Origin of the sequence: Pseudomonas sp. 008, from assembly GCF_016861935.1 — a bacterium.
In the GTDB taxonomy this organism is placed as follows: Bacteria; Pseudomonadota; Gammaproteobacteria; order Pseudomonadales; family Pseudomonadaceae; genus Aquipseudomonas.
Window position 1 is genome coordinate 147,047 of sequence record NZ_BOMA01000005.1, and the last position, 14,881, is coordinate 161,927.

At 61.0% G+C, this 14,881-nt stretch carries 13 protein-coding genes; 5 read left to right on the forward strand and 8 right to left on the reverse strand.

What is annotated here, in order from left to right; genetic code table 11:
- Positions 1-9: 9 nt before the first annotated feature.
- The 3 genes from JUI81_RS12200 to JUI81_RS12210 all read right to left on the reverse strand — a co-directional run bounded on the left by JUI81_RS12200 (position 10) and on the right by JUI81_RS12210 (position 3,261).
- Positions 10-1,254, reverse strand: coding sequence for a lipoprotein-releasing ABC transporter permease subunit (locus tag JUI81_RS12200; protein ID WP_018928148.1), 1,245 nt, complete (start codon positions 1,252-1,254; stop codon positions 10-12).
- Between the two features lie 65 nt (positions 1,255-1,319).
- Positions 1,320-2,003, reverse strand: coding sequence for a lipoprotein-releasing ABC transporter ATP-binding protein LolD (gene lolD, locus JUI81_RS12205; RefSeq protein ID WP_020700644.1), 684 nt, complete (start codon positions 2,001-2,003; stop codon positions 1,320-1,322).
- 7 nt (positions 2,004-2,010) lie between these two features.
- On the reverse strand, positions 2,011-3,261 hold the full coding sequence (locus JUI81_RS12210; RefSeq protein WP_007935280.1) for a lipoprotein-releasing ABC transporter permease subunit: 1,251 nt from the start codon (positions 3,259-3,261) through the stop codon (positions 2,011-2,013).
- A 94-nt stretch (positions 3,262-3,355) separates the two neighbouring features.
- Here JUI81_RS12210 and JUI81_RS12215 point away from each other — a divergent pair, with 94 nt between their 5' ends.
- Positions 3,356-3,937, forward strand: a complete 582-nt coding sequence (locus JUI81_RS12215) for a PilZ domain-containing protein (protein WP_204124328.1) — start codon at positions 3,356-3,358, stop codon at positions 3,935-3,937.
- Positions 3,938-3,950: 13 nt separating this feature from the next.
- Positions 3,951-4,673 (forward strand): glycerophosphodiester phosphodiesterase family protein, encoded by a 723-nt coding sequence (locus JUI81_RS12220; protein WP_019582083.1) that lies wholly within the window; start codon positions 3,951-3,953, stop codon positions 4,671-4,673.
- A 42-nt stretch (positions 4,674-4,715) separates the two neighbouring features.
- Here JUI81_RS12220 and sthA read toward each other — a convergent pair whose 3' ends face one another.
- Both sthA and JUI81_RS12230 read right to left on the reverse strand, forming a co-directional pair.
- Positions 4,716-6,110: a Si-specific NAD(P)(+) transhydrogenase gene (gene sthA, locus JUI81_RS12225; RefSeq protein WP_007935284.1), complete on the reverse strand. Its 1,395-nt coding sequence runs from the start codon at positions 6,108-6,110 to the stop codon at positions 4,716-4,718.
- A gap of 207 nt (positions 6,111-6,317) precedes the next feature.
- On the reverse strand, positions 6,318-7,367 hold the full coding sequence (locus tag JUI81_RS12230; protein ID WP_239077681.1) for an FAD:protein FMN transferase: 1,050 nt from the start codon (positions 7,365-7,367) through the stop codon (positions 6,318-6,320).
- A gap of 159 nt (positions 7,368-7,526) precedes the next feature.
- Here JUI81_RS12230 and JUI81_RS12235 point away from each other — a divergent pair, with 159 nt between their 5' ends.
- Entirely contained in the window at positions 7,527-8,828 is a 1,302-nt protein-coding gene (locus JUI81_RS12235; RefSeq protein ID WP_019582081.1) for an MFS transporter, read from the forward strand.
- A gap of 277 nt (positions 8,829-9,105) precedes the next feature.
- Here the strand turns inward: JUI81_RS12235 and JUI81_RS12240 are convergent, their stop codons facing one another.
- The gene (locus JUI81_RS12240; protein WP_204124330.1) at positions 9,106-10,527 is read right to left on the reverse strand and encodes an MFS transporter; all 1,422 of its coding nucleotides are present in this window, start codon (positions 10,525-10,527) and stop codon (positions 9,106-9,108) included.
- A 128-nt stretch (positions 10,528-10,655) separates the two neighbouring features.
- On the opposite strand from JUI81_RS12240, the gene JUI81_RS12245 reads away from it, so the two are divergent.
- Entirely contained in the window at positions 10,656-11,549 is an 894-nt protein-coding gene (locus tag JUI81_RS12245) for a LysR family transcriptional regulator (protein ID WP_204124331.1), read from the forward strand.
- Between the two features lie 7 nt (positions 11,550-11,556).
- Here the strand turns inward: JUI81_RS12245 and JUI81_RS12250 are convergent, their stop codons facing one another.
- Positions 11,557-11,739 carry a DUF1289 domain-containing protein gene (locus JUI81_RS12250; protein ID WP_081626539.1) on the reverse strand — a complete coding sequence of 61 codons (183 nt, stop codon included), beginning with the start codon at positions 11,737-11,739 and terminating at the stop codon, positions 11,557-11,559.
- Between the two features lie 3 nt (positions 11,740-11,742).
- Positions 11,743-12,114: a hypothetical protein gene (locus JUI81_RS12255; protein ID WP_204124332.1), complete on the reverse strand. Its 372-nt coding sequence runs from the start codon at positions 12,112-12,114 to the stop codon at positions 11,743-11,745.
- A gap of 365 nt (positions 12,115-12,479) precedes the next feature.
- Between JUI81_RS12255 and katG the strand changes: the two genes are divergently transcribed.
- The gene (katG, locus tag JUI81_RS12260) at positions 12,480-14,720 is read left to right on the forward strand and encodes a catalase/peroxidase HPI (protein WP_204124333.1); all 2,241 of its coding nucleotides are present in this window, start codon (positions 12,480-12,482) and stop codon (positions 14,718-14,720) included.
- The last annotated feature ends 161 nt before the right edge of the window (positions 14,721-14,881 follow it).

A 14,881-nucleotide genomic window follows, 5' to 3' on the forward strand; every position in this document is an offset into this window, starting at 1 on the left:
TCTAACGGACTACGAATACCGCAACGCAGTAGCCGGCTCGACTTTCGCCGCACGCCACGCCGGATAAACCGTCGCCAGAAAGCTCATGATGAAACCGGCGGAGCAGATCAACAGCACATCCGCGCCCTGCAATTCGGACGGCAAGTTGCTGACGAAGTACACATCGGAACTGAAGATGTGCTGCCCGCTGACCCGCTCCATCCAGCCCACCAGTTCACTGACGTTCAACGCCGCGATCACGCCCAGCACACCACCGATCAAGGTGCCGACAATCCCGATCACCGTGCCCTGCACCATGAAGATCGCCATGATCTGCCGAGGTGTGGCGCCGATGGTGCGCAGGATCGCGATGTCCGCGCCCTTGTCGTTCACCACCATGATCAGGGTGGCGATGATGTTGAACGCCGCCACGGCGACGATCATCAGCAACAGCAAGCCGATCATGGTTTTTTCCATCTTCATCGCGCTGAACAGACTGCCCTGGGTGTGGGTCCAGTCGTCAGCCTTGTAGGCGGCACCCAGGCCCGTTGCGATGTCGCTCGATACTTGCGGCGCGGCGTACAGATCCTTCACCGCCAGGCGTACGCTCTGTACCTGATTCGGCTGCCAGTGCTGCATTTGCGCGGCATCGGCCATGTGGATCAGCGCCATCGAACCGTCCAGTTCGGCACCGACCTTGAACACGCCCACCACGTTCAGCCGCTGCATGCGCGGGGTGATGCCACCCGGTGCATTGCTGACTTCCGGCACGATCAGGGTGATCTTGTCGCCGACGTTCAAGCGAAAGCGCCGCGCGGTGATCTCGCCGATCACCACGCCGAACTCACCCGGCTTCAAGGCGTCGAGACGCCCCTGAACAATGTGCTTGGCAACGATCGAGACCTTGCTTTCCAGCGCCGGATCGACCCCGCTGACCTGGATCGGCTGCATGGTGCCCTTGTAGGACAGCATGCCTTCCATCTCGGTGAACGGCACGGCGGCGGTGACTTCAGGATTCTTCATTGCCGCGGCGGCCACCGGCTGCCAATCGTCGATAGGGTTCACGCCGACGATGGTCGCGTGGGGCACCATGCCGAGGATGCGCGAGCTCATTTCGCGCTGGAAGCCGTTCATCACCGACAGCACCACGATCATCGCCAGTACGCCCAGGGCGAGGCCGATCATCGAGGTCATCGAGATGAAGGAAACAAAGCGATTGCGGCGCTTGGCGCGGGTATAGCGCGTGCCGATAAAGATCGATAACGGTCTGAACATTCGCTGGGGCACCGTATAAAAATAAAAGACCCGACGCACTGTTCAGTGTGCCGGGTTTCAGCCAATCAGATGGGGGTCAGGTAACCTTCCTGCAAATGCAGGACGCGATCCATCTGGCGAGCCAGGTTCATGTCGTGGGTCACCACCAGGAACGCCGTGCGCATCGAGGTGCTGAGTTCCAGCATCAAATCCTGAATGCCCTGGGCGGTGTGGGAGTCGAGGTTGCCGGTCGGCTCGTCGAGCATCACCAGGCCTGGCTTGTTCACCAGGGCGCGGGCAATAGCCACACGCTGGCGTTCGCCACCGGACAACTCCGCCGGTTTGTGCTCCAGGCGATGGCCCAGCCCTACCCGCTCCAGCAACGCCGTCGCACGCTGACGCGCTTCCGGGATCGCGGTCTTGCCGATCAGCAACGGCATGCAGACGTTTTCCAGCGCGGTGAACTCAGGCAGCAAGTGGTGGAACTGGTAAACGAAACCCAGCGACCGGTTGCGCAACAGGCCACGGGCCTTTTCGTTCAGGGCCGAGAGTTCTTCACCGGCCAGCCAGACGCTGCCCTTGGTCGGCGTATCGAGGCCGCCCAGCAGGTTGAGCAAGGTACTTTTGCCCGAACCCGACGTACCGACGATCGCCACGCGCTCACCCGGATGCAGTTCCAGTTGCAGACCGGCCAGAACCTCTACCGATTCCGGGCCTTCCACGTAGGATTTGCCCAGGTTGCGGCAGCTCAAGATTGCTTTATCACTCATGCCCGACTCACTCATAACGTAGCGCCTCCGCAGGCTGGGTGCGCGCGGCACGCCAGGCTGGATACAGGGTGGCGAGGAAACTCAGGACCAACGCGGCGGCGCAGACCATCAACACGTCCTGGCTCTGCACTTGCGACGGCAGGTAATCGATGAAATACACGTCGGCGTTCAAGAACTTGTGGCCGATCAGCCCTTCAAGGGCCGAGATCGCGGCGCTGACGTTCAGCGCGGCGAAGATCCCGACCACGGCGCCGATCAGCGTACCGACCACACCAATGACCGTGCCCTGGACCATGAACGTCGCCATGATCGAGCCCGGCGTGGCGCCCAGGGTGCGCAGGATCGCGATGTCGCCCTTCTTGTCGTTCACCACCATCACCAGCGTGGAAATGATGTTGAACGCAGCAACGGCGACGATCAGCAGCAACAGCAGGCCGATCATGGCTTTTTCCATGCGGATTGCCTGATACAGATTGCCGTGGGTACGAGTCCAGTCGCGGGCGTAGTAACGGTCTTCGCCGAGCTGCTGGGCGATGGTCCACGCGGTGCGCGGCGCCTGGAACAGGTCGTCGAACTTCAGTCGCAAGCCCTGGACCTGATCCGGTTGCCAGCGGTGCAACCTGGCCAGATCCTGCAGATTGGTCAGGCCCAGATAGCCATCCAGCTCACCGGCGCCGACATGGAAGATGCCGACCACAGTAAAGCGTTTCATGCGCGGGAACATCCCGGCCGGGGTCACGGTGACTTCCGGCGCGACAAACGTCAGCTTGTCGCCAACCGCCGCGCCGAGCTTGGCTGCCGCCTTGTCGCCGATCACGATGCCGAAACTGCCCGGCGCCAGGTCGTCGAGTTTGCCCTGCTGCATGAAGTTATCAATGATCGACACCTGCCGTTCCTGCACAGGGTCGATGGCATTGAGCAACACTTTGGAAACCTTGCCGTTGTTGGTCAGCAGGCCCTGCATCTGGACGAAGGGCGCAACCGCCGCCACCTGCGGGTTCTGCTTGACCTTGGCGGCCAGGCTTTGCCAGTCGCTGATCGGCTCGCCGGACTCGATGGTCGCGTGGGGCACCATGCCCAGCACACGGGTGCGCATCTCATGATCGAAGCCGTTCATGACCGACAGCACCACGATCATCACGACCACGCCGAGGGCGAGTCCGATCATCGAGGTCAGGGAAATGAATGACACAAAATGATTGCGACGTTTTGCACGGGTATAACGCGTGCCGATAAATACGAAGAGAGGTCTGAACATGTCGGGGCTTGTTCGGAGGGAAAAGGAACGTCCTTGTGGCGGGGGTCGATAACCAGCTTTACACTCAGACCACCGCCGCTACCATGGGTTCGCCATGTCGACATTAGATGAAGAAGATCGCCGCGAATACTACCGTATCGAGGACACGATCGCACTGGAAATTCGGCCCCTGTCTGCTCCCGAAGCAGCAGACCAGGAAGTGTTGCAGGATGCTTCCCCGCTATTCAACCTGCTCAGCGAACTGCACCTGAGCGAATTCGAGTCGCAACACCTGTTGCGCCAGATCAACGAACGCGACCGGACCATCGCCGCATTCCTGAAATCACAGAACAAACGCATCGATCTGCTGAGCCAGGTGGTCGCCCTGACCGTGCTCGGACAGATCGGCGAACCGCAGCCGGTGATCATCTCCGAAGGCGGTATCGACTTTCAGCATCCGACGTCCATTGCCGTCGGCGCGCACCTGTCGGTCAAGCTGGTGCTGATGCCACAAGCCCTCGGCCTGTTGCTGCGGGCCCGCGTCACCCATTGCGACCGCAAGGGTGGCGGCTACGACGTCGGCACCGAGTTCGAATACCTGTCCGATGCCCAGCGACAACTGCTGGCCCGCTACATCTTGCAGCGACAGGCACAAGAACGACGCCTGGCGCGCGAACAAAACGAAACCGGCCATTAATTAAGGAAGAACCGTGACTCTCATCTACGGCCATCGCGGCGCCAAGGGCGAAGCACCGGAAAACACCCTGACCAGCTTTCAGCAATGCCTCAAGCACGGAGTGCGCCGCTGCGAACTGGACCTGCACCTGTCCATGGACGGCGAATTGATGGTGATCCACGACCCGACCCTCAAACGCACCACCGACCGCCGCGGCAAAGTGGCCGAACACACGGCTGCGGAACTGGTGACCTACGACGCGCGCAAGGGTGGCCCGGGCTGGATCAAACCTTGCCCGATACCAACGCTGGAAGAATTGTTCGAAAAATGCGATTTCGAGCACTGGCAGCTGGAAGTCAAAAGCGCCTCACGCACCCGCGCCGCGACCACCGTGCTGGCGATTCGCGAAATGGCCCAGCGTTTCGGCATACGGGACAAGGTCACGATTACCTCGAGTTCACGCGAAGTGTTGAAAGCCGCGCTGGACCTGGTGCCGGACGTGTCTCGCGGACTGGTGGCCGAATACGCCTGGCTCGACCCGTTGAAGGTCGCGCAAAACTATGGCTGCGAGATGCTGGCGCTGAACTGGACCCTGTGCACGCCGGAACGCCTGCAGAAGGCGCAGCGTCAGGGGCTGCATGTGTCGGTGTGGACAGTCAACGAGCCCGCGCTGATGCGCAGGCTCGCTGACTTCGGCGTTGACAGCCTGATTACAGACTTTCCCGGTTTGGCCACCGCCACGCTCGAGAATTGCTGAAATCGGTCTCCCCGGCCGGCTCAGGCCACCGGCCGGAGCCGCTCAAAAAAGCCGGTTGAGGCCATCGTACGCCGCTACCCGATAGGCTTCAGCCATGGTCGGGTAGTTGAACGTCGTGTTGACGAAGTACTTCAGGGTGTTCTGCTCGCCCGGCTGGTTCATGATCGCCTGACCGATGTGCACGATCTCCGACGCCTGATAACCGAAGCAGTGAACGCCCAGCACTTCCAGCGTCTCGCGATGGAACAGGATCTTCAGCATGCCCTGAGGCTCGCCGGCGATTTGCGCACGCGCCATGCTCTTGAAGAATGCCTTGCCCACTTCGTACGGCACCTTGGCCTGAGTCAGCTCCTGCTCGTTCTTGCCGATCGAGCTGATCTCCGGAATCGTGTAGATGCCGGTCGGCACGTCGTTGACGAAGCGCCAGCTGCCGTTGTCGACGATGCTGCCAGCGGCCGAACGGCCCTGGTCGTGGGCGGCACTGGCCAGGCTCGGCCAGCCAATCACATCACCGGCGCCATAAATGTTCGGCACGCAGGTGCGGTAGTTCTCGTCGACTTCGATCTGGCCACGGCTGTTGACCTTCACGCCGATGTTTTCCAGACCCAGCTGATCGGTGTTGCCGGTACGGCCGTTGCACCAGAGCAAGGCGTCTGCCTTGATCTTCTTGCCGGACTTGAGGTGCAGGATCACGCCGTTGTCCACGCCTTCGACGCGGTCGTAGTCTTCGTTGTGGCGAACCGTGATGTTGTTGTTGCTGAAGTGGTAGCTCAGGGCCTGGGAAATTTCCGAGTCGAGGAAGCTCAGCAACTGACCACGGTTGTCCACCAGTTCAACCAATACACCCAGACCACTGAAGATCGAGGCGTATTCGCAGCCGATCACGCCGGCGCCGTAAACAATGAGTTTACGCGGGGTGTGGCCGAGGCTGAGGATGGTGTCGCTATCGTAGATACGCGGGTGATGGAAATCGATGTCCGCCGGACGATAAGGACGCGAGCCGGTGGCGATGATGATGTGCTTGGCCACCAGTTTTTCGACCACGCCGTTGGCGCAGACGACTTCGATGGTTTGCTCGTCGGCGAAGCTGCCGGTGCCGAAGAATACGTCGACGCGGTTACGGGCGTAGTAGCCGGTGCGCGAGGCGACTTGTTTGGAGATGACTTTTTCAGCACTCTTCAACACGTCCGGGAACGAGAACCAGCGCGGCTCACCAATGGCCCGGAACATCGGGTTGGTGTTGAACTGCATGATCTGCCGGACCGAGTGACGCAAGGCCTTGGACGGGATGGTGCCCAGGTGGGTGCAGTTGCCGCCGACCTGGCGACGGCTATCGACCATCGCCACCTTGCGCCCTGCCTTGGCGGCGTTCATTGCCGCGCCTTCTCCCGCCGGGCCGGAACCCAACACCACCACATCGTAGTTGTAGACAGCCATGCGTACTCCTCAGAACAGGCCGCGGCACCCTCGGCGCCTGCGGCTAAATCACACCGATCGGCGGCGTGAAGGAACAATTTGGGGCCAGTGCAGAACCCGGACACAGTCTATAGAAGCGTCAACGCCGCGCACATTAACCCTTGGTCGCGTCGTAGGCTAGTTTTGCCTGCACTACAAAGCCATCGAAAAATGCTTTTGCAGCCGCAATCACTCGGTTTTCTCACCGGCCAGGCGCTCAAAAGCCTGATTGGTGCGTGTGACAAAACCTGTATCGGCACGAATCACAAACAATGCAGCAATGTCATGCGTTTGGGCATAGTCCCAACCCCGTTCAGGGCCAAGAATCAGCAACAGCGTCGATAAGCCATCGGCCATCAACGCTGAAGGATGAATCACCGTGACTGACGCCAGGGTGTGTAGGACCGGTGTTCCGGTGCGGGCATCGAAGGTGTGGGAATAGCGTCGGCCACCCTGCTCGAAATAGTTACGGTAGTCGCCGGAGGTGGACACACCGTAGCCGTCGACGGCGATGACACGCTCGGCCACTTGCTGATCATCACGGGGTTCTTCCAGGGCGATGCGCCACGGTGAGCCGTCGAGTTTTTTGCCGACGGCCTTGAGTTCACCGGTGGCTTCAGCGAGGTAGTCGTGGATGCCCAGCGCTTCGAGTCTGGCGGCAATCGTGTCGACCGCGTAACCGGCAGCGATGCTGTTGAAGTCGACCTCGACCGCGGCATCCTTGCACAACTGGTCACCGTCAATGCGCAAGTGACGGTGGCCGACGCGCTGCTGCACCTCGGCCAGCGCTTCGGCGCTCGGGACCTTTTCCTCACGCGCCTGCGGACCAAATCCCCAGAGGTTGAGCAGCGGCTCCACCGTCAGGTCGTAGGAGCCGTCGCTTTGGGATGACAACTGTTCGCCCACACGGATCAATTCAAGGATCGGCGCGGGCATTTTCTGACAGTGGTTGGCGGGCAAATTATTGAAGCGCTCGATGTCCGAGTCGCTGCGATAGGTCGAAAATTGTCGATCCACGTCGGCGAGGATATTTTCCACTTCGGCCTGCACCGCTTTCGGCCCGGGCGTGGAGGCATGCCTTACATATTGAATGGAATAACGACTGCCCATGGTCGGGCCGTCGAAGCGTTCCAGACTGTCGCCGTTACCGCAACCGGACAAAATGCCGGCCAGCACCACAAGTCCACTCCACCGTCCAGTTAACAAATCTTCATCTCCCCTCAAAACCGCGCCCGCCATTATGGGCTTCAGCGCGTATGGGAGCGAGCCTGCTCGCGATAGCGGTGACCGGTTTTACGATTGCTGCGCAATCGAACGGGAGCAAGCTCCCTCGCCACAAAGGCTCGCTCCACAGGTGCAGCGCTTTCAAACAAGATTGACCAGAGTGAGTATCTACAAATGTCTTCCAGCACGAGCAAAGGCAAAGCGATTTTTCGCGTTGTCAGCGGTAACTTTCTCGAAATGTTCGACTTCATGGTCTACGGCTTTTACGCCACGGCCATTGCCAAAACCTTCTTTCCCGCCGATAGCGCGTTTGCTTCCCTGATGCTGTCTCTGGCCACTTTCGGGGCCGGTTTCCTGATGCGTCCGCTGGGGGCGATTTTCCTCGGGGCCTACATCGACCGCCACGGCCGTCGTAAAGGCCTGATCATCACGCTGGCGATGATGGCCGCCGGCACGGTGCTGATTGCCGGTGTGCCGGGTTATGCCACGCTGGGCGTCGCGGCGCCGCTGATCGTATTGTTCGGCCGCCTGTTGCAAGGCTTCTCCGCTGGCGTGGAACTGGGCGGTGTGTCGGTGTACCTCGCCGAAATCTCCACGCCGGGCCGCAAAGGCTTCTTCGTCAGTTGGCAGTCCGCCAGCCAGCAAGCCGCGGTGGTATTCGCCGGCCTGCTCGGCGTGGGTTTGAACCATTGGCTGAGCCCCGACCAAATGGGTGAGTGGGGCTGGCGCGTGCCGTTCCTGATCGGCTGCATGATCGTGCCGGCGATCTTCGTGATCCGCCGTTCGCTGGAAGAAACCCCGGAATTCCAGGCACGCAAACACCGCCCTACCCTGCGGGACATCGTCCGCTCGATCGGTCAGAACTTCGGCATCGTCCTCGCCGGCATGGCGCTGGTGGTGATGACCACGGTGTCGTTCTACCTGATCACCGCCTACACCCCCACCTTCGGCAAAGCCGAGCTGCATCTGTCGGATCTGGATGCGCTGCTGGTGACGGTGTGCATCGGCCTGTCGAACTTCTTCTGGCTGCCGGTGATGGGCGCGCTTTCCGACAAGATCGGCCGCAAACCTCTGCTGCTGGGCGCGACGATTCTGGCGATCCTCACGGCTTATCCGGCGCTGTCGTGGCTGGTGGCGAACCCCAGCTTCAGCCATTTGCTCATTGTCGAACTGTGGCTGTCGTTCCTGTATGGCTCGTACAACGGCGCCATGGTGGTGGCCCTGACCGAGATCATGCCGGTGGAAGTGCGTACGACTGGTTTCTCCCTGGCCTACAGCCTGGCGACCGCAACGTTCGGTGGTTTCACCCCGGCGGCCTGTACGTACCTGATCCATGTGCTGGACAACAAGGCAGCACCGGGGATCTGGCTCAGTGGTGCGGCGGTGTTGGGGTTGATCGCGACACTGGTATTGTTCCGTGGCAATCGGCATGCGTTGCGTACGGCGCAAGCGGCTGTCATCAGAGGCGCTCACTAAAAGGAACGCAGTCAGGTGCAGAACCTGTAGGAGCGGGCTTGCTCGCGAAGAGGGAGTGTCAGTAAACACTGATGTTGCCTGACACACCGCCTTCGCGAGCAAGCCCGCTCCCACATTTAATCGGCGTGCCCCATAGGTTTTAGTTCGCTTCGGTCCACATGCAGCCAAGGCGGCCCCTCTGCAAATCTGGCCTCCAGCCATGTCTTGAACGCCATGAGCGTCGACTGCGCGATGTTCAGGCAGTATCGGTATTCGATTTTAGATGAACAATATAGGCTCACTGCAGTTCATTACTGCACACAGTGCAGCAGTCCGAAACCCTCGGCAACAGGGCCACAGCAAGGGCCAGGCTGATCAGTACCACGGCGACGGCAAACGTTATCCGCATGCCACTGGCGACGGCTGCGGGAGACGCGCTGGTGATGTCTGTCGTCGCCGAGGCAAGCGCAAACACCGCGCCCATCACCGAGGCTCCGGTGATCAGGCCGAGATTGCGTGACAGGCTGAGCATGCCGGAAATCACGCCGCGCTGGTCCGGACGGATGTCGGTCATGATCGCGGTGTTGTTGGCCGCCTGAAACAACGCGTAGCTGGCCGTGATCACCGCGATGGGCGCGAGGTAACCGAGGAGGCCGAACCCCGCTGGCATCATTGATAAAGCACTCGCGCCGAGCGCCATTGTCGCGAGTCCGAGACGGGTCATGCGCCGAGTGCCAAAACGGTCCACCAGGCGACCGGCCGGCACGCCGGTCAATGCAGCCACCAACGGGCCGACCGACAAGGCGAAACCGACAAGTGCCGTGCCGAGGCCAAGCGCACCCGAGAGATAAAACGGCCCGACCACCAGCGTCGCCATCATCACCGTCGAAACGAGCGCGCTCATGGCCAGGCTGGCGCTCAATCCCTGCTGGCGGAACATCGCTAATGTGATCAATGGCGATGCGACCGTGGCCTCGACGAAGATGAAAAGCCCAACGCCGAAAACAGCCGCCAGCAGCAGCGCGATATTGAGCGGTCCAAAATCACCGTACCCGATCGTCATGGCCAGCGCGTACGCTGCGAGCGTCAGCGCCAGCAGCAACGTGCCGGCCTTGTCGAACCCCACCCGCCCTGCTTTCACCCGCTGAACATCCGCCGGCAAATAGCGATACGCGAGCCAGATGTTCAGCACACCCAGTGGTATGTTGATCAGAAAAATCGCCTGCCAGCCAACGCCGGCAATCAACATCCCACCGAGCGACGGCCCCAGCGTGGTGCCGATCGCCGACATCGTTCCGAGCACCCCCATGGCGCTGCCGGTCTGCGCTTTCGGCACCGTCTCACCGACAAACGCCACGGTCAGCGCCAGCATGATCGCCGCCCCAAGCCCCTGCACCGCCCGGGCGCCGACCAGCCACCCAAGCGACGGCGCGACACCGCAGGCCAGCGATGACAGGGTAAAAATGGCGATGCCCACCAGTAGCAAACGCCGACGGCCGAGCATGTCGCCAAGCCGTCCGACGCTGACGATCAGCGTGGTGATCGCCAGCAGATACGCCAGCACAATCCACTGCACGTGTTGGAAGGAAGCATCGAATGCCTCGGCCAACGTCGGCAATCCTGCATTGGCGATGCTGGTGTCGAGTGAAGGCATCAACATCGACAGCGAAAGGCTGGCGAGCGACCAGCGCACCGAACCTGATTGAGTGATGGATTTCATTGTCTGGCCACGTCTGAAAGGTAGAGCAGCAGCGTATGCCCGTGCGTGACAAGGCGGAAGGCGCAGCATTTGCACTTGATAGATGCGTTTGACGCCATGTCGGCCCCGCGCCGTGCTAACGTTGCGGCATGACCACTCCCGATCTCAATCTGCTGATTACCCTGGACGTGCTGCTCGCCGAAGGCAGCGTCGCCCGCGCCGCCCAACGACTGCGGCTGAGCCCGTCGGCCATGAGCCGGGCGTTGGCGCGGTTGCGCGAAACGACGGGCGACCCGCTGCTGGTCCGGGCCGGACGCGGCCTGGTACCGACGCCCCGAGCACTGGAACTGCGCGAGCACGTCAGTCGATTGGTGCAAGACGCCGAAGCAGTTTTGCGCCCCGCCGAACAACTCGACCTCAAGCAACTGGTTCGAACATTCACGCTGCGCACCAGTGACGGTTTCGTCGAAAACTTCGGCCCGGCGCTGATCGCCCGCGCCGGTGAGCAAGCCCCCGGCGTGCGTTTGCACTTTGTGCAGAAGCTGAGCAAGGACAGCGCCGCACTTCGCGACGGCTCCGTCGATCTGGAAACCGGTGTGGTCGGCGGCACGACCAGCCCGGAAGTGCGCACCCGCGCGCTGTTCGAGGACCGTTTCATCGGCGTCGTGCGCACGGGGCATCCGCTGAGCCAAGGCGAGGTCAGCACCTCCCGTTACGCCGCTGGCCGGCACATCCTGGTCTCACGGCGCGGGCTCGATAAGGGGCCGATGGATGAAGCGTTGGAGGCGCTGGGACTGCAGCGGGAAATCATCACCGTCGTCGGCGGTTTCTCGGCCACCCTGGCGCTGGCTCGCGCCTCGGACCTGATCGCCACCGTGCCTGCCCGACACACCCAAAACCTGCGCACCGGCCTGCACAGTTTCGAGCTGCCGTTCGAGCTGCCGCCGATCACCATTTCGATGCTGTGGCATCCACGGATGGATGCCGATTCGGCACATCGGTGGCTGCGTGAATGTGTTCGAGAGGTTTGTGCGCGGCCCTGAGGAACCCTCAACCCTTCCTTTTCTGAAGCCCCTTCAACCGCACACTCGCCCGTTGCGCCGCCGCCATTTTTTCCGGACGCTTCATGCGTTTCCATTTTCTGATGTCGTCCTTGGTGCGGCCACAACTGACACACAGTTCACCACTCAACTGGCAAACGGAAATACACGGATTTTCGATATCCTTGGCCACGTTTCAACCCCGCGTCGAGCGCTTGGACGCCAGGCGTTGCTGCCAGTTGCCGCCATTGGCGCGCTGACATTGCTCCTCAGAATCAAACTGCACATGGGCCGCGACCGGGCTAACGAGAACGTCCGCTTCATTTAATGCTACGGCCGTCAGTTCGACCACGCGCTCGCCCTGCCCGCTCGCCAGCGCCTGATCCTTATGGGCCTGCGTATCGAAGACCCAGATCACCCGCAGGCTTGATGGAAAGGCGTCGTAATCGATTTCGTGGGTCAACCAGCAAAACCCGACTATTTCCGCTTTGGCTGTTTCGCACGCCTCGGTCAGAGTGGCGACCAGGCGACGTTCGATGTGTGCCTGATCGCGTTTGCTTAAAGACATCGGGTGGATCCTTGGGTGGCGGTCAACGAAAAAGGCCCAGCATACCTTTTGATCGACTCCATCTCGACGGCTCAGATAAAAGACTATCCCTATCACCCCCCAATACTCCCCCTATTAGCTGACTGCTTTATAGGCGTCTACCCTTACTGGAGCGCTGGCGTCAGCCGGCCGGTTGAGACCTGAGAAGAGATACGAATGAGTCAGGAAACGTACTAGGCTTGCCGTGGGCCACCGTGCTGGCAACTCGATTGCCGCTATCCGGATTTCCCGTGTGACCACGACGATCAATTGATCGCACGGCTACAGCCTATGTCATTGATTCCGCTCGTCGCTATTGCGTGCCCAACCCCGGGCCGGATAGCCGGATGAACACGACCAAAGGTAGCGCATACATGGCAAATGAATCGAAATGCCCGTTCAATCACGCCGCCGCTGGCGGTGGCACGACGAACCGCGATTGGTGGCCGAACCAACTGAATCTGAAGATCCTGCACCAACACTCGCCCCTGTCCGACCCCATGGACGAGGGCTTCAACTACGCCGAAGCGTTCAAAAAACTGGACTTTGCGGCGGTCAAGCAAGACCTGCATGCACTGATGACTGATTCGCAAGACTGGTGGCCTGCGGACTTCGGTCACTATGGGCCACTGTTTATTCGCATGGCCTGGCACGCCGCCGGCACGTACCGCGTCGGTGACGGTCGTGGCGGTGCCGGCTCCGGTCAGCAGCGCTTCGCCCCGCTCAACAGCTGGCCGGACAACGTCAGCCTCGACAAGGCGCGCCGGCTGCTTTGGCCGATCAAGCAAAAGTATGGCAACAACATCTCCTGGGCTGACCTGATCGTCCTCACCGGCAACGTCGCGCTGGAGTCCATGGGCTTCAAGACCTTTGGCTTTTCCGGCGGTCGGCCAGACGTCTGGGAACCGGATGAAGACGTCTACTGGGGCACCGAAAGCACGTGGCTGGGCGGTGACGTCCGCTACGGCAAAGACAAAGAAGCCACGCAACAACCCGGCGAACGCAACCTGGAGAACCCGCTTGCCGCCGTGCAAATGGGCCTGATCTATGTCAACCCCGAAGGCCCGGAAGGCAACCCGGACCCAGTCGCTGCGGCGATAGACATCCGCGAAACCTTCGGGCGCATGGCGATGAATGATGAAGAAACCGTGGCACTGATCGCCGGCGGCCATGCCTTCGGTAAAACCCACGGTGCCGGCCCTGCCGACAACGTCGGTCCCGAGCCCGAAGCCGCGGGGCTTGAACAACAGGGCCTGGGCTGGAAGAGCACTTTCGGCAGCGGCAAAGGCGGCGACACCATCACCAGCGGCCTGGAAGTGACCTGGACCACCACGCCCACGAAGTGGAGCAACAACTACCTGGAAAACCTGTTCGGCTTCGAGTGGGAACTGACCAAGAGCCCGGCGGGTGCCAACCAGTGGACGGCGAAAGGTGGTGCCGGCGCGGGCATCATTCCCGATGCTCACGACCCGTCCAAGCGGCGTAATCCGACCATGCTGACCACGGACCTGTCACTGCGATTCGACCCGATCTATGAGCCGATTTCGCGGCGCTTCCTCGCCAATCCGGATCAGTTGGCCGACGCCTTCGCCCGCGCCTGGTTCAAACTGATCCACCGCGACATGGGCCCCCTCACCCGCTACCTCGGCCCGGAAATGCCCAACGAAGTACTCCTGTGGCAAGACCCGATCCCGCCGGTCGACCATGCCTTGGTCAACGACAGCGACATCGCCGCACTCAAGGGCAAGCTCCTGGCCAGCGGCCTGACCGTCTCGCAACTGGTATCGACCGCCTGGGCAGCGGCCTCCACCTTCCGCGGCTCCGACAAACGCGGCGGCGCCAACGGCGGACGCCTGCGTCTGGCCCCGCAGAAATCCTGGCAGGCCAACCAGCCTGAGCAACTGGCGAGCGTGTTGGCGAAACTCGAAAGCATCCAGAACGAGTTCAACAGCGCGCAAACCGGCGGCAAGAAAATCTCCCTGGCCGACCTGATCGTGCTGGCCGGTTGTGCCGGCGTCGAACAAGCGGCAAAAAATGCCGGCCATACCATCACGGTGCCTTTCACACCGGGACGCATGGACGCCTCGCAAGAGCAAACGGACGTTGAATCCTTCGGCTACCTCGAACCCGCCGCCGATGGCTTCCGCAACTACCTCAAAACCCGCTATCGCGTACCGGCCGAGGCACTGCTGATCGACAAGGCACAGCTGCTGACCCTCACCGCGCCGGAAATGACCGTGCTCATTGGTGGCCTGCGCGTGCTGAACACCAACGTCGGCCAAACCCAACACGGCATGTTCACGAAGCAACCGGGAGCGTTGACCAACGACTTCTTCAAAAACCTGCTCGACATGGGCGTGGAATGGAAACCGGTGTCGCAGGCCAATGAAGAGTTCGAGGGACGCGACCGCAAAACCGGCGATCTCAAATGGACAGGGACGCGTGTTGATCTGGTGTTTGGCTCGAATGCACAGCTGAGGGCGTTGGCTGAGGTTTATGCCAGCAACGACGCGAAGGAGAAGTTTGTGAACGACTTCGTGGCGGCCTGGGTCAAGGTGATGAATCTGGACCGGTTTGACCTGAGGTGATGCCGGCACTCAATCCAGTGTGAAAAAAGCCCACTGACCGTTACTGGTTCAGTGGGCTTTTTATGGCTTGGCCCTCAGGTTCAATCCCAAGTGGAACCAAAGCACTAGCGACAAAGGTTTTTCCCAACTAGGGTTCTCTGTGTGATTGCGATTAAACCACC

Bases quoted from the DNA above. Each gene is read 5' to 3' on its own strand.
- JUI81_RS12230 (WP_239077681.1), bottom strand. From the start codon at position 7,367: ATGGCGGGCGCGGTTTTGAGGGGAGATGAAGATTTGTTAACTGGACGG.
- lolD (WP_020700644.1), bottom strand. From the start codon at position 2,003: ATGAGTGATAAAGCAATCTTGAGCTGCCGCAACCTGGGCAAATCCTAC.
- sthA (WP_007935284.1), bottom strand. From the start codon at position 6,110: ATGGCTGTCTACAACTACGATGTGGTGGTGTTGGGTTCCGGCCCGGCG.
- JUI81_RS12240 (WP_204124330.1), bottom strand. From the start codon at position 10,527: ATGAAATCCATCACTCAATCAGGTTCGGTGCGCTGGTCGCTCGCCAGC.
- JUI81_RS12255 (WP_204124332.1), bottom strand. From the start codon at position 12,114: ATGTCTTTAAGCAAACGCGATCAGGCACACATCGAACGTCGCCTGGTC.
- JUI81_RS12215 (WP_204124328.1), top strand. From the start codon at position 3,356: ATGTCGACATTAGATGAAGAAGATCGCCGCGAATACTACCGTATCGAG.
- katG (WP_204124333.1), top strand. From the start codon at position 12,480: ATGAACACGACCAAAGGTAGCGCATACATGGCAAATGAATCGAAATGC.
- JUI81_RS12210 (WP_007935280.1), bottom strand. From the start codon at position 3,261: ATGTTCAGACCTCTCTTCGTATTTATCGGCACGCGTTATACCCGTGCA.
- JUI81_RS12245 (WP_204124331.1), top strand. From the start codon at position 10,656: ATGACCACTCCCGATCTCAATCTGCTGATTACCCTGGACGTGCTGCTC.
- JUI81_RS12235 (WP_019582081.1), top strand. From the start codon at position 7,527: ATGTCTTCCAGCACGAGCAAAGGCAAAGCGATTTTTCGCGTTGTCAGC.
- JUI81_RS12200 (WP_018928148.1), bottom strand. From the start codon at position 1,254: ATGTTCAGACCGTTATCGATCTTTATCGGCACGCGCTATACCCGCGCC.